The 19838-nt window shown below is 30.3% G+C and carries 20 protein-coding genes and 1 other annotated feature; of the genes, 2 read left to right on the top strand and 18 right to left on the bottom strand.

The window, feature by feature from the left end:
* Positions 1 to 393: 393 nt before the first annotated feature.
* From ispG to ACK2WO_RS06395, 15 genes are all read right to left on the bottom strand, one after another.
* Complete coding sequence (ispG, locus tag ACK2WO_RS06465) at positions 394 to 1449, bottom strand: flavodoxin-dependent (E)-4-hydroxy-3-methylbut-2-enyl-diphosphate synthase (RefSeq protein WP_414697119.1); 1056 nt, start codon at positions 1447 to 1449, stop codon at positions 394 to 396.
* 16 nt (positions 1450 to 1465) lie between these two features.
* Positions 1466 to 2500, bottom strand: coding sequence for an RIP metalloprotease RseP (rseP, locus tag ACK2WO_RS06460; protein WP_414697118.1), 1035 nt, complete (start codon positions 2498 to 2500; stop codon positions 1466 to 1468).
* Between the two features lie 102 nt (positions 2501 to 2602).
* The gene (locus tag ACK2WO_RS06455) at positions 2603 to 3760 is read right to left on the bottom strand and encodes a 1-deoxy-D-xylulose-5-phosphate reductoisomerase (RefSeq protein WP_414697117.1); all 1158 of its coding nucleotides are present in this window, start codon (positions 3758 to 3760) and stop codon (positions 2603 to 2605) included.
* A gap of 296 nt (positions 3761 to 4056) precedes the next feature.
* Complete coding sequence (locus ACK2WO_RS06450; protein ID WP_414697116.1) at positions 4057 to 4836, bottom strand: phosphatidate cytidylyltransferase; 780 nt, start codon at positions 4834 to 4836, stop codon at positions 4057 to 4059.
* Between the two features lies 1 nt (position 4837).
* Positions 4838 to 5569, bottom strand: coding sequence for an isoprenyl transferase (locus ACK2WO_RS06445; protein ID WP_178412241.1), 732 nt, complete (start codon positions 5567 to 5569; stop codon positions 4838 to 4840).
* Between the two features lie 28 nt (positions 5570 to 5597).
* Positions 5598 to 5801 (bottom strand): hypothetical protein, encoded by a 204-nt coding sequence (locus ACK2WO_RS06440; protein WP_178412242.1) that lies wholly within the window; start codon positions 5799 to 5801, stop codon positions 5598 to 5600.
* Between the two features lie 2 nt (positions 5802 to 5803).
* On the bottom strand, positions 5804 to 6361 hold the full coding sequence (gene frr / locus ACK2WO_RS06435) for a ribosome recycling factor (protein ID WP_178412243.1): 558 nt from the start codon (positions 6359 to 6361) through the stop codon (positions 5804 to 5806).
* A gap of 109 nt (positions 6362 to 6470) precedes the next feature.
* Positions 6471 to 7175, bottom strand: coding sequence for a UMP kinase (pyrH, locus tag ACK2WO_RS06430; protein ID WP_006440197.1), 705 nt, complete (start codon positions 7173 to 7175; stop codon positions 6471 to 6473).
* A 95-nt stretch (positions 7176 to 7270) separates the two neighbouring features.
* On the bottom strand, positions 7271 to 8179 hold the full coding sequence (gene tsf, locus ACK2WO_RS06425; RefSeq protein ID WP_414697115.1) for a translation elongation factor Ts: 909 nt from the start codon (positions 8177 to 8179) through the stop codon (positions 7271 to 7273).
* Between the two features lie 82 nt (positions 8180 to 8261).
* Positions 8262 to 8996: a 30S ribosomal protein S2 gene (rpsB, locus tag ACK2WO_RS06420; RefSeq protein WP_414697114.1), complete on the bottom strand. Its 735-nt coding sequence runs from the start codon at positions 8994 to 8996 to the stop codon at positions 8262 to 8264.
* 192 nt (positions 8997 to 9188) lie between these two features.
* On the bottom strand, positions 9189 to 10205 hold the full coding sequence (locus ACK2WO_RS06415) for a protein kinase domain-containing protein (protein WP_414697113.1): 1017 nt from the start codon (positions 10203 to 10205) through the stop codon (positions 9189 to 9191).
* 121 nt (positions 10206 to 10326) lie between these two features.
* A complete protein-coding gene (locus tag ACK2WO_RS06410; RefSeq protein WP_414697112.1) occupies positions 10327 to 11739 on the bottom strand; it encodes a VanW family protein in 1413 nt (470 codons plus the stop codon).
* A gap of 287 nt (positions 11740 to 12026) precedes the next feature.
* Positions 12027 to 12572: an NADH peroxidase gene (locus tag ACK2WO_RS06405; protein WP_414697111.1), complete on the bottom strand. Its 546-nt coding sequence runs from the start codon at positions 12570 to 12572 to the stop codon at positions 12027 to 12029.
* 280 nt (positions 12573 to 12852) lie between these two features.
* Entirely contained in the window at positions 12853 to 13689 is an 837-nt protein-coding gene (locus ACK2WO_RS06400; RefSeq protein ID WP_414698740.1) for a DMT family transporter, read from the bottom strand.
* On the bottom strand, positions 13571 to 14311 hold the full coding sequence (locus ACK2WO_RS06395) for a DMT family transporter (RefSeq protein ID WP_414697110.1): 741 nt from the start codon (positions 14309 to 14311) through the stop codon (positions 13571 to 13573). The genes ACK2WO_RS06400 and ACK2WO_RS06395 overlap by 119 nt, the downstream gene beginning before the upstream one ends.
* Positions 14312 to 14676: 365 nt before the next feature.
* Between ACK2WO_RS06395 and ACK2WO_RS06390 the strand changes: the two genes are divergently transcribed.
* Positions 14677 to 15345 carry a TetR/AcrR family transcriptional regulator gene (locus ACK2WO_RS06390; RefSeq protein WP_414697109.1) on the top strand — a complete coding sequence of 223 codons (669 nt, stop codon included), beginning with the start codon at positions 14677 to 14679 and terminating at the stop codon, positions 15343 to 15345.
* Positions 15346 to 15416: 71 nt separating this feature from the next.
* Here the strand turns inward: ACK2WO_RS06390 and tyrS are convergent, their stop codons facing one another.
* From tyrS to ACK2WO_RS06375, 3 genes are all read right to left on the bottom strand, one after another.
* Positions 15417 to 16631 (bottom strand): tyrosine--tRNA ligase, encoded by a 1215-nt coding sequence (gene tyrS, locus ACK2WO_RS06385; RefSeq protein ID WP_414697108.1) that lies wholly within the window; start codon positions 16629 to 16631, stop codon positions 15417 to 15419.
* A 48-nt stretch (positions 16632 to 16679) separates the two neighbouring features.
* Positions 16680 to 16919: a binding site (T-box leader), on the bottom strand.
* Between the two features lie 56 nt (positions 16920 to 16975).
* Positions 16976 to 17983, bottom strand: a complete 1008-nt coding sequence (locus ACK2WO_RS06380; protein ID WP_414697107.1) for a DUF2232 domain-containing protein — start codon at positions 17981 to 17983, stop codon at positions 16976 to 16978.
* 167 nt (positions 17984 to 18150) lie between these two features.
* Complete coding sequence (locus tag ACK2WO_RS06375) at positions 18151 to 18645, bottom strand: DUF6560 family protein (RefSeq protein ID WP_414697106.1); 495 nt, start codon at positions 18643 to 18645, stop codon at positions 18151 to 18153.
* A gap of 153 nt (positions 18646 to 18798) precedes the next feature.
* On the opposite strand from ACK2WO_RS06375, the gene ACK2WO_RS06370 reads away from it, so the two are divergent.
* Complete coding sequence (locus tag ACK2WO_RS06370; RefSeq protein ID WP_414697105.1) at positions 18799 to 19824, top strand: GNAT family N-acetyltransferase; 1026 nt, start codon at positions 18799 to 18801, stop codon at positions 19822 to 19824.
* Positions 19825 to 19838 lie beyond the last annotated feature (14 nt).

Raw genomic sequence — 19838 nt, 5'->3', positions numbered from 1 at the left:
ATACTTTTTAACAGTATAACCAAAACTAAAATATCTATCAACATACTTTTAAAATAATTCAATTAAAATTCTATTCCTTAACAAACAACATATTTTTAAATTAATAAAATCATATTAATAAAAATTCATTTAAAATGAGCATTATATCTCAATTATTCTATATCCCTCAAAACAGAAACTTTATAAAAATAAGCTGTTTCAAACTTTTGCCAAGTCTACTTACTTTTTGATTAAGCTCGCAAATAAATTTCCACCGACAATCTGCAAGCGACTCGCAACTTATAAATGTGTTACATAAAAGTGCGAGTCGCTGAAGCCTGGAGGGGAAATTATTTGCAAACTTAATCCCCAAAAGAAAAAGACTGTCACAAAGTTTGCAACAGCCTCTCATTTTTATAAAGTTTCTATCTCTTTAACTAACTCATCTATTAAATTTTCAGCAGGTATTTTTCTTATTATCTCACCTTTTTTAAATAATAGCCCTTCTCCTTTTCCACCAGCGATTCCAATATCGGCTTCTCTAGCTTCTCCAGGACCATTAACAACACAACCCATTATCGCAACAGTTATGTCCTTATCAAGATTTCCTATTCTTTCCTCAGCTTCATTAACCATATCAATTAAATTTATCTGAGTTCTACCGCAAGTTGGGCAAGAAATTATCTTTATTTTATCATTTAAAAGTCCAAGACTTCTAAGTATATCCTTACCTACTTTTACTTCTTCAACAGGATCTCCAGTTAAAGAAATTCTCATAGTATCTCCTATACCTTTCATTAAAAGACTTCCAACACCTATTGAAGATTTTATAGTTCCTCTTTTAATACTTCCAGACTCAGTTATACCTATGTGTAGTGGATAATCAACCTTTTCAGACATAAGCTCATAAGCTTCGACAGTTCTGAATATATCTGAATTTTTTAATGATATAACTATATCGTGGAAATCTAAATCTTCAAGAATTTTTATATGTCCCATTGCACTTTCAACCATAGCTTCTGCACATGGTTCACCGTATTTTTCTAAAAGATTTTTTTCAAGAGATCCTCCATTTACACCGATTCTTATTCCTATATTATTTGCTTTACAAGCTTCGACAACTTCTCTAACTCTTTCCTTATCTCCTATATTTCCTGGATTTATTCTAACTCCATCAATTCCTTGTTCTATAGCTTTAAGTGCAAGTCTGTAGTCAAAGTGAATATCTGCTATTAGAGGAATATTTATCCCAGCTTTTATTTCTGCTATTTTTTCTGCAGCTTCCATATCAGGGACAGCAACCCTTACTAATTCACAACCAGCTTCTTCTAATCTTTTTATCTGTGCTATTGTGGCTTTTGCATCTCTAGTATCAGTATTTGCCATAGACTGAACTGATATTGGATTATCTCCACCTATTTTTACATTTCCACAAGTAACGACTCTTGTTTTCTTTCTCTGATAACTCAAAATTATCCCTCCCAAATTATCTAATTAATTTTAAAATATCGTTGTAAGTGATAAATACGATAAACGCCATCAATGCAGCAAATCCTATCATATTCACAAATCCTTCTTTTTCTGGATCTAGCTTCTTTCCACCTCTCAAGAATTCTATAAGAAGCATTAATAATCTAAATCCGTCTAATGCTGGGAATGGAACAAGGTTAAGTATACCTAAGTTTAAACTTATTACAGCCATTACGTATATAAGATTTAAAACCCCTACTTTACTTGCTTCATTTACCACAGAAACAACTGCAACTGGTCCACCAACAGCATCAGTTAATTTCATAGGAAGATTTCCTGTAAATAACTGAACTACAAATGTAACCATCTGAACACTCATTTCCCAAGTAGATACTACAGCATTTTTAATTGCTACAAAAGGATTTCTGCTCATCTTAGCTTCTATTCCAAGTATATATCTATTGTCCTTTGATTTTTCTGGAGTTATTTCAAATGTTTTCTCTTTTCCATCTCTGTCTACTATTATCTCTGTTTTTTTATTTCCTGATTTATCTACAGCAGCTGAAACATCTGCCCAATTTTTTATTTCCATTCCACCTATTTCAACTATTTTATCCCCAGGTTCTATCCCTGCTTCATAGGCTGGTGTTCCTTTAACAACATTTGCAAGCTCTGTCTGAGGAGTTCCCATATATGTAAATACCCCAGATAAAAGTATTACTGTAAGTATTATGTTGAATATTGGCCCTGCTGCTATGGTCTGAACTCTCTGCCATATTGTTTTATCTCCAAATGAATCCATATTAGTTTCTTCTGGATCATTTTCTGCTCCGTCTTCTCCTGCCATAGCCACGAATCCTCCTATTGGTATAAGTCTTAAAGAATACTCTGTTTCACCTTTTTTAGTACTCCAAACTTTTGGTCCCATACCAACTGCAAATTCTAAAATACCTATTCCACTTCTTTTGGCAAATATAAAATGCCCTAATTCATGGAATAATACTATAAAGCTAAATAGCAATACTATAAAAACTATTTTTAAAATACTCATAGATTTCCCCCTTTATCTTTCTAGTTTAATTCTTTTATTTTATTATCTGTTGTACTTTTTATTATAAATTATATCTTTTGTTTTCTATTATACTTTTTTAATTTAATTATTATCTATTAAATTTTTTACATATTCTCTTGTATCTAAATCTATTTTTAATATCTGTTCAAGCGTTGCATTTTCTATGCTTTCATGTGCATCAAGCGCCATTTTTATGTATTTAGGTATATCGTAGAATCCTATTCTATCCTCTAAAAATTCATTTACAACTATTTCATTAGCCGCATTCAGCACAGCACAGTATGTTCCACCAGCTTTTAAACATTCATACGCAAGTTTTAAGCATGGGAATGTTTCTAAATCCGGTTCTTCAAAAGTAAGCTGTGATGCTTTTCTAAAATCTAGTCTTTCAAAGTCAGTTTCCATTCTATCCGGATAAGTAAGTGCATACTGAATAGGAAGTCTCATATCTGGGCAACCTAGCTGAGCTATTACAGAACTATCTCTATACTGAACCATTGAATGAACTATACTCTGTGGATGAACTACAACATCTATATCCTCAGCTTCTACTCCAAATAGCCATTTTGCTTCTATTACCTCAAGCCCTTTGTTCATTAAAGTAGATGAGTCTATACTTATCTTTCTACCCATATCCCAGTTAGGATGTTTTAAAGCTTCATTTTTAGTTATATTTATTAAATCTTCTTTTTTCTTACCTCTAAATGGACCTCCAGATGCAGTTAATATTATTTTTTCCACATCTCTATTATTTTCTCCATTTAAACTCTGAAATACCGCACTGTGTTCACTATCTACAGGAAGTATTTTTACACCATTTTCCTTAGCTGCCTTCATAACTAATTCTCCAGCAGTTACTAGTGTTTCCTTATTTGCAAGTGCTATATCTTTCTTGCTTTCTATTGCACACATTGTAGGAACAAGCCCTATCATACCTACAACAGCAGTAAGTACAACGTCTATCTCATCTAATGAAGATATTTTTTTAAGCCCTTCCATTCCTGATAATACCTCTGTTGTACATTCTTTTGGAAGTAAGTTTTTTAACTCTTCTGCTTTTGATTCTTCATACATTACAGCGTATTTAGGTTTAAATTCTTCTATCTGTTCAAGTATCTTTTTTACATTGCTATTTGCTGATATTGCAACTGTCTCAAAATCGCTTGGATTCTTTCTTATTACGTCTAATGTCTGTGTTCCTATCGAACCTGTTGATCCTAATATAGATATTTTTTTCAAAATAATATCTCCTTTCCAATTCATAACTTTATATATTATTCTTAATTTATAATATCTCAATTTTATAATATTATATTTACCTTTACTTTTGCTTTACTAAAAATTACAACATTTTATAGTCTCTTCAAAATATTATACCATTTTAAATTAGATTTTACCTAATTTTTTATGTTTTGTATTTTTTTAGTAAACAATTTAAGTATATTTATACTATTTTGTAGCCAAATTATATTTTATTGATATTTATTTTGCAAATAAAAAAGAGGTTATTGCATGATTACAACAACCTCTTGTGACTATATTCCAAATAATTTTATTATATTGTAAACAAATGGAGCAACTAGTATAACACTATCAAATCTATCTAGTATTCCTCCATGCCCTGGTATAAGCTTACCATAGTCTTTTATTCCAACATATCTCTTAATAGATGATGCAAAAAGATCACCAAACTGAGCTATTACACTACCGATAACCCCTATGATTACCATATGTAGCATTTCCATTCCAAAGAAATGTCCTAAAATCATACATCCAACTGTACTTCCTAGAATACCACCGATACTTCCCTCGATAGTTTTTTTAGGACTTACTGAAGGTATTAATTTATGTTTTCCAAAGAAATATCCTGAGAAATAAGCAAATACATCTGTACAGAATGATATTATAAATATCAACCATACATATATATTACCTTTTTCGAATCCATTTTTAGTTAATACTACAAAATCGAAAAATACAGCTACATAGAATATCCCAGAAAAAGTGATTGAAACATCTATTATATTTTTCTTTCCTCTAAGCATATATATGATACAAACTAAAAATAGTCCAAATATCATAGCATATGTATACATAAGAGGCAGACTAAACATATTCTTTATTGCTAAATAAGCAGCAAATATATACCCTACTACAAATACAGGTTCAATTTCTTTAGCTTCAAAAGCTTTATAGAATTCATGTAGTGCTATTCCAACAACTATGAATTCAGCAATATAAAGAGGAATCCCTCCATATACTATTAAAAGTAATAAAGGTAAAAGTATAAGTCCTGATATTATTCTTGTTTTCATCCTACTTTACTCCACCAAATCTTCTGTCCCTTTTCTGATATGCGTATATAGCTTTTTCAAGTGCTTCTCCATCAAAATCAGGCCAGTGTATATCAGTATAGTAAAATTCTGAATATGCAACATCCCAAAGTAGGAAATTACTTAATCTCTGTTCTCCGCTAGTTCTTATAACTAAATCAGGATCAGGTATTTCTCCAGTACTTAGATGTTTCTTTATATTCTCTTCAGTTATATCTTCTAAACTTATCTTTCCTTCTTTATATTCTTTAGCTAATTCTACTACTGCTTCTCTTATATCATTTCTTCCTCCATAGTTAAGAGCAAGATTTAGATGTACCCCAGTATTGTCTTTTGTTTTATCCATAGCAGAGTGTAGTTCTCTTACACATGCTTCTGGTAATTTTTCAAAATCCCCTACTGCTGTCAATTTAACATTATTTTTATGAAGTTCATCTATTTCATTTTTTAGATAAGTGACAAGTAGGTTCATAAGAGCATCTACCTCTAATTTAGGTCTTTTCCAGTTTTCAGTAGAAAAGGCATATAGAGTTAAATACTTTATTCCTAATCTGTCAGCTTCTTTTACTACTTTTCTAATTGTCTCTACTCCGGCTTTATGGCCAGCAGTTCTTGGAAGAAATCTTGATTTAGCCCATCTTCCGTTACCATCCATAATTATAGCGATGTGGGTAGGCATTTTCTCTAAATCTATATCATATTTTAGATTGTTCATAATTTCCCTCCATATTAATTCTGACTCCTTATAATAAGGAGTCAGAGAAGTATGTCGCTGTTATTTCTACACTATCAGCTATTTCAGATATTCTTATTGCTCTTGGATTAGTAAGTCTTTCCTTATCTTTTCCGCCTTCAATATATATTGTGTGGTGTTTTATATTTTTATCGTCAAAATATTTTTCAACTTCCTCCACACTCAATCCTAATAGATTATAATATTTATTCAATATTATACCTCCATTATATCTTTTTCTTTTTTAGCGTATAGTGAGTCTATTTCTTTTATGTATTTGTCAGTTATTTTCTGAACTTCTTCAGTTGCTTTCTTTAATTCGTCTTCTGTTATTTCTCCAGCTTTTTCGATTTTTTTAAGTTTATCGTTAGCATCTCTTCTTTCATTTCTTATTCTTACTTTGAAATCTTCTGATGCTTTGTGAGCTTTTTTAGCTAATTCTTTTCTTCTTTCTTCAGTTAATGCTGGTACTGATAATCTTATTACAGAACCGTCATTTGAAGGAGTTAATCCTACATCTGAGTTAGCTATAGCTTTTTCTATTTCATGCATAGCTGATTTATCCCATGGAGTTATCATAAGAGTTCTTGGTTCTGGAACTGATATAGCTGCCATCTGGTTGATTGGAGTTAATGTTCCGTAGTAGTCTACTCTTACTTTGTCAAGCATTGCTGCATTTGCTCTACCTGCTCTTATTGTTCCGAATTCAAATTTTAAAGCTTCGATAGTAGCATCCATTTTCTGTTCTAACTGTTCGTGTACTTCAAGTCTCATAAATTGCGCCTCCTTGCATCTTCATTTTTTAATATTACTTAACTATATTTTATCATTTTCTAAATTATTTTTATAGATATATTATTGTTTTTATAGATATATTTAAATATTATTCTACAGTTGTACCTATGTTAGCACCTTTTACAGCGTTTATTATGTTTTCTGTTGATAATTCGAAAACTTTTATAGGTATATTATTATCTTTACATAAAGATGTAGCTGTTGAGTCCATTACTTTTAACTCTTTCTGTATAACTTCCATATAGCTTAATTTTTCAAATTTCTGAGCATCTGGATATACTTTTGGATCTTTGTCGTATACAGCATCTACATTTTTAGCAAGTAGTATTACTTCCGCTTCCATTTCAAGAGCTCTAAGTGCTGCTGCTGTATCAGTTGAGAAATAAGGGTTTCCTGTTCCCGCACCAAATATTACAACTCTACCTTTTTCAAGGTGTCTAACAGCTCTTCTTCTTATATATGGTTCTGCAACCTGTCTCATTTCTATACCAGTCTGAACTCTTGTTGCAACATCTATATTTTCAAGAGCATCCTGAAGTGCCATAGCATTCATTACAGTAGCAAGCATTCCTATATAGTCAGCTGTAGTTCTGTCCATACCATCGCTTGTTCTACCTCTCCAGAAGTTTCCACCTCCAACAACAACGGCTACTTCTACACCTAATTCGTTAATTTCTTTTATAGCAACTGCTATCTGATTAACTATGTCGTTGTTTATTCCGCGTTTCTGTTCTCCTGCTAGTGCTTCTCCACTTAATTTTAATAATACTCTTTTGTAAACTGGTTTATCCATTTTCAATCCGCCCCCTAAAATTTCACTTTGTAAAAATTGTTATTTTTAAAAAAGAGAACACTGACGTGCTCTCTTCTTAGTCAACTATTTAAAAATTACTGCATCTGTTTTGCAACTTCTTCAGCAAAGTTTTCTTCTTTCTTTTCTATACCTTCTCCAACTTCGAATCTAACAACGTTTACAACTTTTATTTCAGTTCCAACTTCTTTAGCTACTGATTCAACTAATTTTTTAACAGTGAAGTCTGGATCTTTAACGAAAGGCTGTTCTAATAAGCAAACTTCTTTAAGTTCTTTTTCTAATCTACCTTTAACCATTTTTTCAACTATGTTAGCAGGTTTTCCTTCGTTTAATGCCTGCTGAGTTAATACTTCTGTTTCGTGAGCTATGTATTCAGCATCAACATCTTCTCTTGAAACGTATTTAGGGTTCATAGCTGCAACCTGCATAGCTACGTCTTTACCTAATGTAAGTATTCTTTCGTCTCTTCCTTCAGTTTCCATTTCAACTAAAACTGCTATTTTACCAGCTCCGTGGATGTATCCAGCTACCTGTCCGTTAGTAGATACTTTAGCGAATCTTCTGAAGTCAAGTTTTTCACCTATTTTAGCAACTTTGTTGTTTAATACAGTCTGTAAGTCGTTTCCTTCTTCAGCTTCTTCAGTTAATAATTCTTCAACTGTAGTTTTTTCTGTATTTAAAGCCATTTTAGATACTAATCTTACGAAATCTTTGAAGTCTTCGTTTTTAGCAACGAAGTCAGTTTCTGAGTTTACTTCTACAACAGAAGCAACTGTGTTGTCTTCGTTCATTTCTATAGCAACAAGCCCTTCAGCAGCTATTCTATCAGCTTTTTTAGCAGCTTTAGCTAGACCTTTTTCTCTTAATACGTCTACAGCTTTTTCCATATTTCCATCAGTTTCTGTTAAAGCTTTTTTGCAGTCCATCATACCTGCACCTGTAGCTTCTCTTAACTCTTTTACCATTGCAGCAGTTATAGCCATTTTGTGTTCCTCCTAAGTGTATAAATATTATTACTTTGATATTATAAATGGTAAGGGAATCCCTTACCATTTAATTTTCATATTAGTTTTCTTCTGATACTTCTACTTCTTCAGCTTCTTCTATTTCTTCTTCAGCACCCTGTCTTCCTTCTATAACAGCAGTAGCCATAGCACCAGTTATTAATTTAACGGCTCTTATAGCGTCGTCATTTCCTGGTATTGGGAAGTCTAATTCTTCTGGATCGCAGTTAGTATCAACTATACCAACAACTGGTATACCTAATCTGTGAGCTTCCTGTATAGCTATATTTTCTTTTCTTGGGTCAACTACGAACATAGCACCTGGTAATTCAGGCATTTCTTTTATTCCGCCTAAGTTCTTTTCTAGTTTTTCTTTTTCAGCTCTTAATTTTATAACTTCTTTTTTAGGAAGTACGTCGAAAGTACCGTCTTCTTCCATTCTTTCTAATTCTCTTAATTTGTTTATTCTAGTTTTTATAGTTTTGTAGTTAGTTAACATACCACCTAACCATCTTTCGTTAACGTAGAACATTCCGCATCTTTCAGCTTCTTCTTTTATAGCTTCCTGAGCCTGTTTTTTAGTACCTACGAATAATATTGGTTTTCCAGTTTCAGAAACTTCTTTAACGAATTTGTAAGCTTCTTCTACTTTTTTAACTGTTTTCTGTAGGTCTATTATATATATTCCATTTCTTTCTGTGAATATATATTTACCCATTTTAGGGTTCCATCTTCTTGTCTGATGTCCGAAATGTACACCAGCTTCTAATAACTGTTTCATTGATATTACTGACATTTTTTGTCCTCCTTGGTTTTTTCTTCCTCCAGATTGTTCATCTCCCTAAAAAACCTTATAGGCACCTTTTAAGGATCGCAATTCTGTGTGTGATTATTCATTTTTTCACCTATAAAAGTATAACATAGTAATTTTATGATTTCAATATATTTTTGTTTATTTTATATATTTTTTAATTCTGCTAAATTTTTGCTAAATATAATGTGCAACTAAACCTACTATAAACATTGATATTAGTACTATTACGATAAATTTTCTAAATAAAGAATTTTTCTTTCTACTATTTTCTCTTTCTATTTTTTCAAGATTTAGCTTTTGAGTTTGCATCAATTTTTCATCTATAGCATTTACTTCCTCTGTGGGATTTATTTTTACTTCGGCAGTATGATACATAATACCTGTCATAGCCATTATTACTTCATTAAAACTTTTAAACTTATCTTTTCTGCTTAATAATTTTTTATCTATTTTTACAAGATCCTCATATTCCTTACTTACAACAACATTATTGTAGTTTGGCCCTCTGTCAATTCTCTTTAACATATCACTTTCACAGTAGGCACTTCCAAAAGGTCTCTTTTTAAATATCATTTCATAAAGTATAATTCCAAATGCAAATAAATCGCTTTCGTAATCAGTATAATCTATACATAGCTGATACGGCGACATATACTGATAATTCCCTTTTGCCCTTATATTTGTCCCTCTATTTGCAGCAGTTATTCCAAAATCGGCTATTTTTATATTATAATCTTTATCTACTATAATATCCTGCATCTTTAATGAGCCATGGTAGTTTATATCGTGAATCCCATCGCTATAAACACCCTTATTTATTAAATTTACACTTTCTAATGCCTTTAAAATCTCAACAGATATATTTATCATAGCCTCTGGATGTAAATAATTTCCTTTGATAAGTTCTGAAAGCTCTACTCCTTCAATATATTCATAAGATATAAAGTAGAAATGCTTATCCTCATTATATCTCATACCTATATCTTTTATCTTTAATATATACTTAGAATTTATATCGTTTATAGCTGTTGAGACATCTATAAGATTCTGTATAAAATCTTTATTTATATATTTGTTATGATAAAATATCTTCAAAAGAACTTTTTCATCTGTAAACGTGTCCCTCGCAACGTATAATCTATTTTCCTCCATTACGCCATCTACTTCGACCGCGTATCTATTTCCTATCATTAAAACCCCACCTATTTAATTTATTATAATTTTTTTATTTTATTATTTATCACTCTTTTATTATATCAAAATCTTATCATAAAAAAATCCCTAGATTTAATTATCTAGAGATTTTATTTCATTAATGTTTAATTTTTCTATACACTCCACCAGAAATATACTCTTTCTTAGTTTGTTTTCCGCTAGAATCTTTGTATATTCTGTATGTTTTAAATTCTATTGCACCCTCTTCATCTTTTTTGGCTGTATTTTCAACATTTATATCTATATTCTTTTTATCTGAAGAGTTTCCATATATTGTACAAGTAAGTCTTTTATTATTTACTGTATTTTTTATATATACTGGATGGTCAAATGTATTTTTAAATTTAAAATCTAATCCGCTATCGTTTACAGTTGCATCTCTTCCTAAAGGAACATAAGTAAGCGATGCTGAGTGGTTAGTAACACTTACAATATCCATTCCAGATAATAATGCTGTATTGAATATTGTAGATGATGTCTGACAAACTCCTCCACCTGCTGATTTTTCCAATTTACCATTTATAATTATCGGAGCTTCTTGGTATCCATTTTTAGAGTTTGTTTTCCCTGTATGTGCGTTATAAGAGAATACCTCGCCAGGCATCAAAAGTATATCGCTTGTTATTTTAGCTGATTTTTCTACGTTATGAGATCTTTGGCTATCTGATTTTTCAAATGATGTTGTATAATCTGCTAATTTTGTATTTACAGATTCAACATCTTTAGTTTTTATTTTAGCTTCCTTCTTTTCCATTACTAGAGGTATAGTCTCTTTTTTCTTATTATCTATACTAGATGTTAAGTTTGAAAGTGTTTTTGAAATATTTAGCTTTACACCATCACTAGATTTAGTTGTTTTTATACTTCCGTCTATTTTTATAGTGGCATCTTTAGGGTCTTTGTCCAAAGTTTTAGCTATTTTTTCTATTTCTTTCTTCATCTTATCAGAATCATAAACAACCTCTATATTCTTTTTAAGGCTTTTATTTTTTAATGAAAAATAATTGTATAAATCTTTGTAATAACTTCCTTCTCTTGTATATCCGTAAGCCTCATCAACTATCTGATCAATATTATACTTTAATCCAACTGTTTCTGGCTTTATTACATATTCTTTGTCGTTATACTCAAATTTTATATTATCTACTTTATACTTTTTATTTAGCTCTTCCTTTACATCATCTGGTTTCATACCAGAAACACTCATACCTTCAATATATATGTTTCTAGCTATTCTCCCGTTATATACATAAGTAAAGTTAAATGCCATTATTGCAACTGTAACTACAACAAATATCGCTATAATACTAAATACAATCTTTTCTTTTTTCTTCTGTTTTTTCTTTTTCCGAGTAGTTCTCTTCTTTTTTCTTTTGTTTATATTTTTTGCTATATCATCAGAACTTTTTAAAGCTTTTTTTCTTTCTTCCAATTTCTTTTTTTCATTAGTTGCTTTTAATGATTTTTTTTCTGTGGTATTTTTTATTTCATTTTTATTTTTTTCAGCCATTTAGTTATCACCTCTTCTCCTTATGACTTCTAAGCTGATTTTTTTCACATCTCATTATTTTATCACAGATAGAATTATTCTTCCATATTTTTGTTTTTTTCTACATAAAAAATACATATTCATTGATTAAATTTTAAGTTTGCAATAATCAAATAATAAATTTATATTTTTATTCAAAAAAGCCCCCCACAGTATAACTGGTGAGGTTCTACATACAATAAAAAACTTCCGATATTTTATAAATACCGGAAGTCTATTAATCTTATTTATATACTTTTATGTTTAAATTATTTAGCGAAGTATCTGTTTAATAATCCTAAGAATGCTTTACCATGTCTAGCTTCATCTTTACACATTTCGTGAACTGTATCATGTATAGCATCTAATCCTAATTCTTTAGCTCTTTTAGCTATTTTTAATTTTCCTTCAGTTGCTCCGTATTCAGCGTCAACTCTTAATTCAAGATTTGTTTTAGTGCAAGGTTCAACAACTTCTCCTAATAATTCAGCGAATTTAGCAGCGTGTTCTGCTTCTTCGAAAGCTATTCTTTTGTAAGCTTCTGCTACTTCTGGATATCCTTCTCTATCAGCCTGTCTTGACATTGCTAAGTACATACCAACTTCTGTACATTCACCAGTGAAGTTAGCTCTTAATCCTTCTAATATTTCTTCGTCAACACCTTTAGCAACACCTATTCTATGTTCATCAGCCCAAACTCTTTCTCCGGCCATTTCTTCAAATTTATCTGCTCCTACTTTACATACTGGACATTCTGCTGGTGCAGTTTCTCCTTCGTGTATATATCCGCATACTGTACAAACCCATTTTTTCATTTTAAAGTTCCTCCCTAAAGTTAATTTTATTGTCTTTTACTTGATTATCAGTTGTTTCCAACTCTATGTCTATTATATACCCTGACTTAAATCTTTAAAACACTTTTTTTAGAATTTTTTGTTATTTTTCTTTTAAATTTACAATTTAGATTTTTCATATCTTATTTACATAAATTTAACTAAAGTATTATTTTTGTTAAGTCTACTAGGCTTTCTTGATTACGTTAGTAATTATACCCGTTCTCCATTATCTTAAACATCAAATTTATATTTTTTTATTTTATTGCTTATTTTTAAAGAACGGTAGGAAAGATAACTTAGTTTCGGCAGTTATTACAGAAGCAAATATAATTAAACTACCTATAATCATTCTAACTGTTACAGGTTCTCCAAGTATTATTATTGATAAAATTGTTCCAAATACAGCTTCAGTAGAAAGAATTATTGCAACTCTTGTTCCATCTACCATTTTTGAGCATATTGTCTGAAGTAAGAAACAAATTGTTGTACTGAAAACTGATAAGTATAAAATTCCCATATATCCAGAAGCATCAGCATTTAATTTTAATTCTCCCATAAATATCTGAGCTATTAATGATAAAATAAATGCTACAGTAAACTGAACTGCTGTTAATGCTATCGGATTATGGTTATGAACAAATTCACTTGTAAAGAAGATCTGGAATGCAAATCCAAAAGCACATAATAATGTAAGAACATCTCCTAAATTAACTGTAAAATCTGCACTTAGTGATAAAACTGCTATACCTATTATAGCCATAAAACTACTTGCCATTCCAAATTTATCTATTTTTCTCTTATAAAGTAATAATCCTATAAATGGAACTATAACAACATTTACTGATGTTATAAATGCATTTTTTGATGGAGTTGTGTAATTTAAACCTAAAGTCTGTAAAAAGAATCCAAGGAATAAGCAAACTCCCAAAATTGCGCCTACCTTTACTGTTCCCCACGATAAACTTTCTTTTATCTGTTTAAAGAATATTATAGTCATCAACACCGCTGATATAAAAAATCTCAGCGTCATTATCTGTGATGTTGTAAGTCCACCATCCAATGCTGCTTGAGTTGCGACAAATCCGCCCCCCCAAATGATAGCTACCACAAAAAGCCCTATTTCTCCTATGTATTTTTTCATAAATTCCCTCCCTTTTTCTTAGAACATTTTTTAATTGTATAGTATTTAATGCAAGCGGGTTGTAAGATTTTACAAATTCACTTGTAAAGAATATTTGAAATGCAAACGCAAATGCACACAGTATTGTCAGTAAATCTCCAAAATTAATTGTAAAATCTGCACTAAGCGATAATACCGCTATTCCCAATACAGCTATAAAACTACTGATTACTCCAAATTTATCAATCTTTCTTCTATAAAGCATAAACCCTATAAAAGGTACTATAACAACATTTATCGATGCAAGAAATGCATTCTTTGATGGTGTAGTGTATTCTAACCCTAATGTCTGTAAGAAAAATCCTAAAAATAGGCAAATACCTAAAACACTTCCTGCCTTTAATATACCTAGTGACAAATTATTTTTTATAGGTTTAAAAAATATTATTGTCATTAATACCGCTGATAAAAAAAATCTAATAGTCATTATTTGCGAAGTCAAAAGGCCACTATCTAATGCAACTTTGGCAGCAATTAATCCGCCTCCCCATATAATAGCTACGGCAAAAAGCCCTATTTCTCCGATGTATTTTTTCATAATATACCTCCACTTTCTAATATTTATTTTTTATAATTTGTTAGAAAGTGAAGCACAACCTTCTTTAAAAGAACTATAACAAAAAGACATATTCATTCGATATCTTCTTTTCATTAAATTTCCTCCTATTTCTATTTTTTATATATACATCCATTTTATAGCTTAATATAAAAAAAATATTTTGTAAATACATTTTATCATTTTGTTTTATCTATTTGCCTTTAAATTGATTTATATTTTCAAATCTTTAGATATTTGAAGTCACTGTTTTTTTATAATTTATTCTCTTTAATTTCACACCCTTTTGCTATAATTATATCAAAATTTAAAAGAAATGAGATTGAATTAATCTTTAGGAGGATTTTATGAACAGATATAAAAAAGGACTTAATACTTGTAATTACATAGTAGAAGAGTCAAAAAAGTTATTCTATACTAAAGGATACTCTAAAACAACTATACAGGAAATATGTGATAATACTAACATAACCCTAGGTAACTTCACATACTACTTCAAAACAAAACAGGATTTACTAAGAAGAGTATACTTTGATTATCTAAAAGATATAGAAAACTTCGTTGTTGAAAACTCAGAAGAATATCCCGATCTATTTGACAAATATCTAATGGTTTGCATGGTTTATAATTATAATTTATTTGCAGATAAAAATATATCTGACTTCAACTACAGCATAATAAAAAATAACTCTCTTTATAACGATGTGTTCCTTAATCTTCCTGTAGAAGAAATCAGATTTGCTTATGGTAACTTTAATGAAGATATAAGCAAAAAAGAATTAAAACTTCTTTACTTATCTGATTTAGGAACAAGAAAAGAACTTACTCAGTACTATGTTGAAAACGAAGAATTATTTGATTCCCCACTTGACTTTGCAGCTCATATGGCTGAAATCGTATCTAGAATATATAAAGCCAACGACGTTGATGTAAAAGAAAAGTTTTTAAATAACCCAGACTTCATAGAAAAAATAAAAAATAGCGGTGTTACTTTACTTACACCAACAGAAAAATAATAAAAAGGTTCTCAGTTTAACTGGTTACCTACATAAAAAAAGATGCCACAAAACGTGACATCTTTTTTTATTTATTTTACAACTATTTTTATGAATTTCTTTTTACCTATCTGTATAACTAGTTCACCTTCTGCTTCAACAGCATTTAAATCATTAACTTTTTCTCCGTTAACTTTTACTCCACCCTGTTTAGCAAGTCTTCTTATTTCACTCTTACTTGGAACTAATTTATTTTCAACAGCTATACCAGCTATATCTAAATCAGCCGCAGCAGCTTCAACAGTTAGTATATCATCTGGTATATTACCTTTCTGGAATACACTCTTGAATCTGTTTTCTGCTTCCTGAGCTTTTTCTTCTCCATGGTATAAAGTAACTATTTCTTTAGCTAGTCCCATTTTTATATCTCTTGGATTAGCTCCATCTTCTAATTTAGCTTCTATTTCAGCTACAGCATCTGGATGAACGTCTGTTACTAAGTTGTAGTATTTTATTATTAATTCATCTGGTACTTCCATAGCTTTCTGGTACATAAGTCCTGCTTCTTCATCTATTCCTATGTAGTTTCCTAATGATTTAGACATTTTGTTTACACCATCAAGACCTTCTAGTAAAGGCATCATTATAACTACCTGAGATTCTTTATCGAATTCTCTCTGAAGTGATCTACCCATTAAAAGGTTGAATCTCTGGTCAGTACCACCAAGTTCTATATCAGCATCTATTGCTATAGAATCGTATGCCTGCATTAAAGGATAGAAGAATTCGTGAACTGATATTGGCATCTGTCCTTCGTATCTTTTCTTGAAATCTTCTCTTTCAAGCATTCTTGCAACAGTTATTGTAGCTGCTAATTTTATAACTTCTTCAAAGTTTAATTTTCCTAACCATTCGCTGTTGTATCTTACTATAGTTTTATCTTTATCTAATACTTTGAATATCTGTTCCTGATAAGTTTTTGCATTTTCAAGAACCTGTTCAGTAGTTAATGCTTTTCTAGTTTTAGATTTTCCAGTTGGGTCACCTATTTTACCAGTGAAGTCACCTATTATTATTACTACCTGATGACCTAAGTCCTGAAGCTGTTTCATTTTTCTAAGAACAACTGTATGTCCTAAGTGGATGTCTGGAGCACTTGGGTCAAGACCTAATTTTATTACAAGTGGTTTGTCCTCTTTCTGTGCTTTAGTTAATTTTTCTTTAAGGTCTTTCTCATCTATAAGACTATCTACACCTTTCATTATGATCTTCATCTGTTCGTCCACAGATATTTTAGATATACTCATAATTTTTCCTCCTAAAAATTTTTTAAACAAAAAAACTCCCGCCCTAATAAAAAGGACGGGAGATACCTCTCGTGTTACCACCTTAATTCTCGGATACCTCACAATATCCGACTCAGTGTGTCAAAATAATAGACACTGCATTATAACGTATGCAAATCGTCAAACCCTACTACTATTTCAGGTAAGCGGCTCCAAAATGTACTTCAGATATACAAAACTACTCCATCACACCAACCTGGAGCTCTCTGAAAATCCTATAAATCCTACTCTTTTCTTCTAAGCCTTTGTTAATTAAATTAAAACATCAATTTTTTCGTATATATTTATAATATATGTCTTTTCGCTTAATTTGTCAATAGAGTACCCAATTTTTCACCATAAATCTCTCTAAGACCGTACTTCATATCTATTGTCATAAAGTATATTATAGCTACAATAGCTGCCACCCAGAAATAACTTATAAGCATAAATAGGTATAATAATGTAAATAATCTCACCTGTCCCATGCTCTTTCCTTTAGAAAGCATGTATCCCTGTATTCCTGCTACAGAATCTCTTATCAAGAAATAAAGTCCAGAATAGTAGAAACAGTTCATTATTGTGTCGATATAAGCCATGTTTGTCTTTATTCCGTATTTATTCATTAAACTAAACGACATTGTGTAAATAACTAGTAAATAAAATAAATTTCTAGAGCAGTAAGTCATTCTAGAAAAAGTCCCAAAATGTCTTATTATATTATATTTTTTCTTTGTTTCCCCTTTAAGAATGTTTAATCTCTTTCCTGCAAATAATCCTATTATATAAACTCCTACAACTGTTCCCAGTGGTATTAAAGTTATAGAAACATAGAACACAGTACTAAAGTAATTTTGTATAAATTCTGGTGGGAAATTATTAAAGGCTGGAACATTTTTAGTCATGTATTTTGCCATATAAGCTATAGTTTCCTTAAAATCCTGTATGAAGCTATATCCTATTAGTTTTGAGGCATATATATCTATAAATATCATTATTATAGAGCCTATAAGTGTTCCAAGAAGTAAATCGTCCATCAGACTAGTTTTCTTTTCAGAAAGTATACCACATAATATTCCTAAGATAATTCCTTGGCTTGCCCATATAGCAGTTCCAGGATTACCTAACACTACAAATACAATAGTAAGACCTGATACCGCCGATAAAACAGTATATTTTGATCCACATTTTAAATATATTATAAAGTAGAATAATGGAACAATATAATCTAAATATATCCCATATCCTATACCACTTCCTACAGATATAATCGTAACAACTACAAATATAGCAGTTAATAACGACGCTTCAGTAAGTTTTTTAGTTTTGTTCAAATTCTCTCCCCCTTTATTAGTAATTAAATTTATTTGTTATTCAAAGCATAGTAGATAGTATAACACCAATCCCAATAAATTTACAGACAAATTTTAGATAATCAAAAAAGGAGACTTTAAAAGCCTCCTCTATAAACTCTGATATTTGATAATATGTTATTAGATATTTAATAATCTATTCTAACTTTTTTTCTTTTAAGAATCTTCATTATTTCATTAAATCCTATTACAGTATCTGCTATTGTAGCTACTTTTTTACCACCTGAGTAGATTATTTTTTTAGATTCTTCACATTTCATGCTATCTATTTCACTATATGGAATAGATTTTTTACCAAAAAGATTTACTATTTCTATACCGTCTTTTTCTATTTCTATTCTCCATTTTTTCATCATTAAGAATTTAATAAAGATAACAGCTATTATACAACTTATAACTAATCTAGGTGTTGATGCTTTTTCCATACCAAATCTAGCAGTCATTATAACACCTGCAAGCCCAAAAGCTCCCATAGCTAATAGGAAAAACTTCTGATAGTGTACTCTATACTTTAAAGTATTATTAAATTTTTCCTGTTTAAGATTTTTTTTATTTGTTACCAATTCTATAAACTGGTACATAACTGGTAAGGCACAAATTATTGTAGTCAAAGTATTTAACATTTTTTCCCTCTCCTCTTCTGAATGTCATTTAATATAATAACATACTCTGCCATATTTTTTAATCCAATTTTTTAATTTAGTAATCTGATATTTCTGTATTTTTTATTAATATGGTATAATTTAGAAAAACTAATAAAATAGGAGTTGATATTTTTGTTTAAGATAAAGCATTTTAAAGAACTTAGCTTAGAAGAATTTTATGAAATAGCAAAAGCAAGATATGAGGTTTTTGCATGTGAGCAGCATGTATTTGAGGTAAACGACTTTGATGATACTGATAAGGTATCATATCATATGTTTTCATACGACAAAGATAAGATAATCGCTTATTTAAGAATAATTCCAAAAGAATTTAGCCACTATGAAAATACAGGTATTGGAAGGGTTTTAGTTTTAAAAGAATACAGAAGATCTGGTTTAGCAAAGAAAATGGTAGATAATGCTGTAAAATTTATAACTGATACTTTAAAAGAAGATAGTATATCACTTTCTGCTCAGGAGTATGTTTGCTCTCTTTATGCAAAATGTGGATTTAAACCTGTGTCTGATGTGTATATGGAAGCAGGAATACCGCATGTTGAGATGGAATACAATAAATTTAAAAATATAAAAGTATTAATGGGAAAAAATAACCCAACAGAATATCCTCACTTTGAATTGCCTGAAGGTTTTTCTGTAGTAAAATATAAAGACGGATACGAAAAAGATTGGGCAAAAATACAAACTGATTTAGAACAATTCGAAAATTTAGAGGCTGCTCTAAAATGTTTTAATGATACTTTTTTAGACGGAAGCGACGATGTTTATAAAAAATGTTTCTTTATTCAAAATGAAGAAGGCAAAAATATAGCAACTGCATCTATTTGGGACGGAAATCATTTTGGAAAAACACTTCAAAGAATACATTGGGTGGCTGTATCTAAAGAATATCAAGGTTTAGGCCTTGCAAAATGTCTAGTATCATTGGCTTTGGACACATTTAACGAGCTTGGATTTAAAGATTATATCTACCTAACATCTCAGGTATCAAGTTACAAAGCTTTAAATATATACTCAAAATTTGGATTTGAGCCATATTTCGGTGAAATGCCTAAAAATTGGGGTTCTTCTAAAGAAGATTTTGAAAAAGATACAAAATACGCTTGGAAACTTATACACAATCTTTCAAAAGATAATTAATTCTTTTTTAAATT

This window comes from Peptacetobacter sp. AB845 (assembly GCF_047528295.1).
In the GTDB taxonomy this organism is placed as follows: Bacteria; Bacillota; Clostridia; order Peptostreptococcales; family Peptostreptococcaceae; genus Peptacetobacter.
This window is presented reverse-complemented; position numbering and strand designations above follow the sequence as displayed.

Coding starts and splice junctions, on each gene's coding strand:
- rseP (WP_414697118.1), bottom strand. CDS start 2,500: ATGAGTATTTTAAAAATAGTTTTTATAGTATTGCTATTTAGCTTTATA.
- ACK2WO_RS06450 (WP_414697116.1), bottom strand. CDS start 4,836: ATGAAAACAAGAATAATATCAGGACTTATACTTTTACCTTTATTACTT.
- ACK2WO_RS06445 (WP_178412241.1), bottom strand. CDS start 5,569: ATGAACAATCTAAAATATGATATAGATTTAGAGAAAATGCCTACCCAC.
- frr (WP_178412243.1), bottom strand. CDS start 6,361: ATGAGACTTGAAGTACACGAACAGTTAGAACAGAAAATGGATGCTACT.
- pyrH (WP_006440197.1), bottom strand. CDS start 7,175: ATGGATAAACCAGTTTACAAAAGAGTATTATTAAAATTAAGTGGAGAA.
- tsf (WP_414697115.1), bottom strand. CDS start 8,179: ATGGCTATAACTGCTGCAATGGTAAAAGAGTTAAGAGAAGCTACAGGT.
- rpsB (WP_414697114.1), bottom strand. CDS start 8,996: ATGTCAGTAATATCAATGAAACAGTTATTAGAAGCTGGTGTACATTTC.
- ACK2WO_RS06415 (WP_414697113.1), bottom strand. CDS start 10,205: ATGATAGGAAATAGATACGCGGTCGAAGTAGATGGCGTAATGGAGGAA.
- ACK2WO_RS06410 (WP_414697112.1), bottom strand. CDS start 11,739: ATGGCTGAAAAAAATAAAAATGAAATAAAAAATACCACAGAAAAAAAA.
- ACK2WO_RS06405 (WP_414697111.1), bottom strand. CDS start 12,572: ATGAAAAAATGGGTTTGTACAGTATGCGGATATATACACGAAGGAGAA.
- ACK2WO_RS06395 (WP_414697110.1), bottom strand. CDS start 14,311: ATGAAAAAATACATCGGAGAAATAGGGCTTTTTGCCGTAGCTATTATA.
- ACK2WO_RS06390 (WP_414697109.1), top strand. CDS start 14,677: ATGAACAGATATAAAAAAGGACTTAATACTTGTAATTACATAGTAGAA.
- tyrS (WP_414697108.1), bottom strand. CDS start 16,631: ATGAGTATATCTAAAATATCTGTGGACGAACAGATGAAGATCATAATG.
- ACK2WO_RS06375 (WP_414697106.1), bottom strand. CDS start 18,645: ATGTTAAATACTTTGACTACAATAATTTGTGCCTTACCAGTTATGTAC.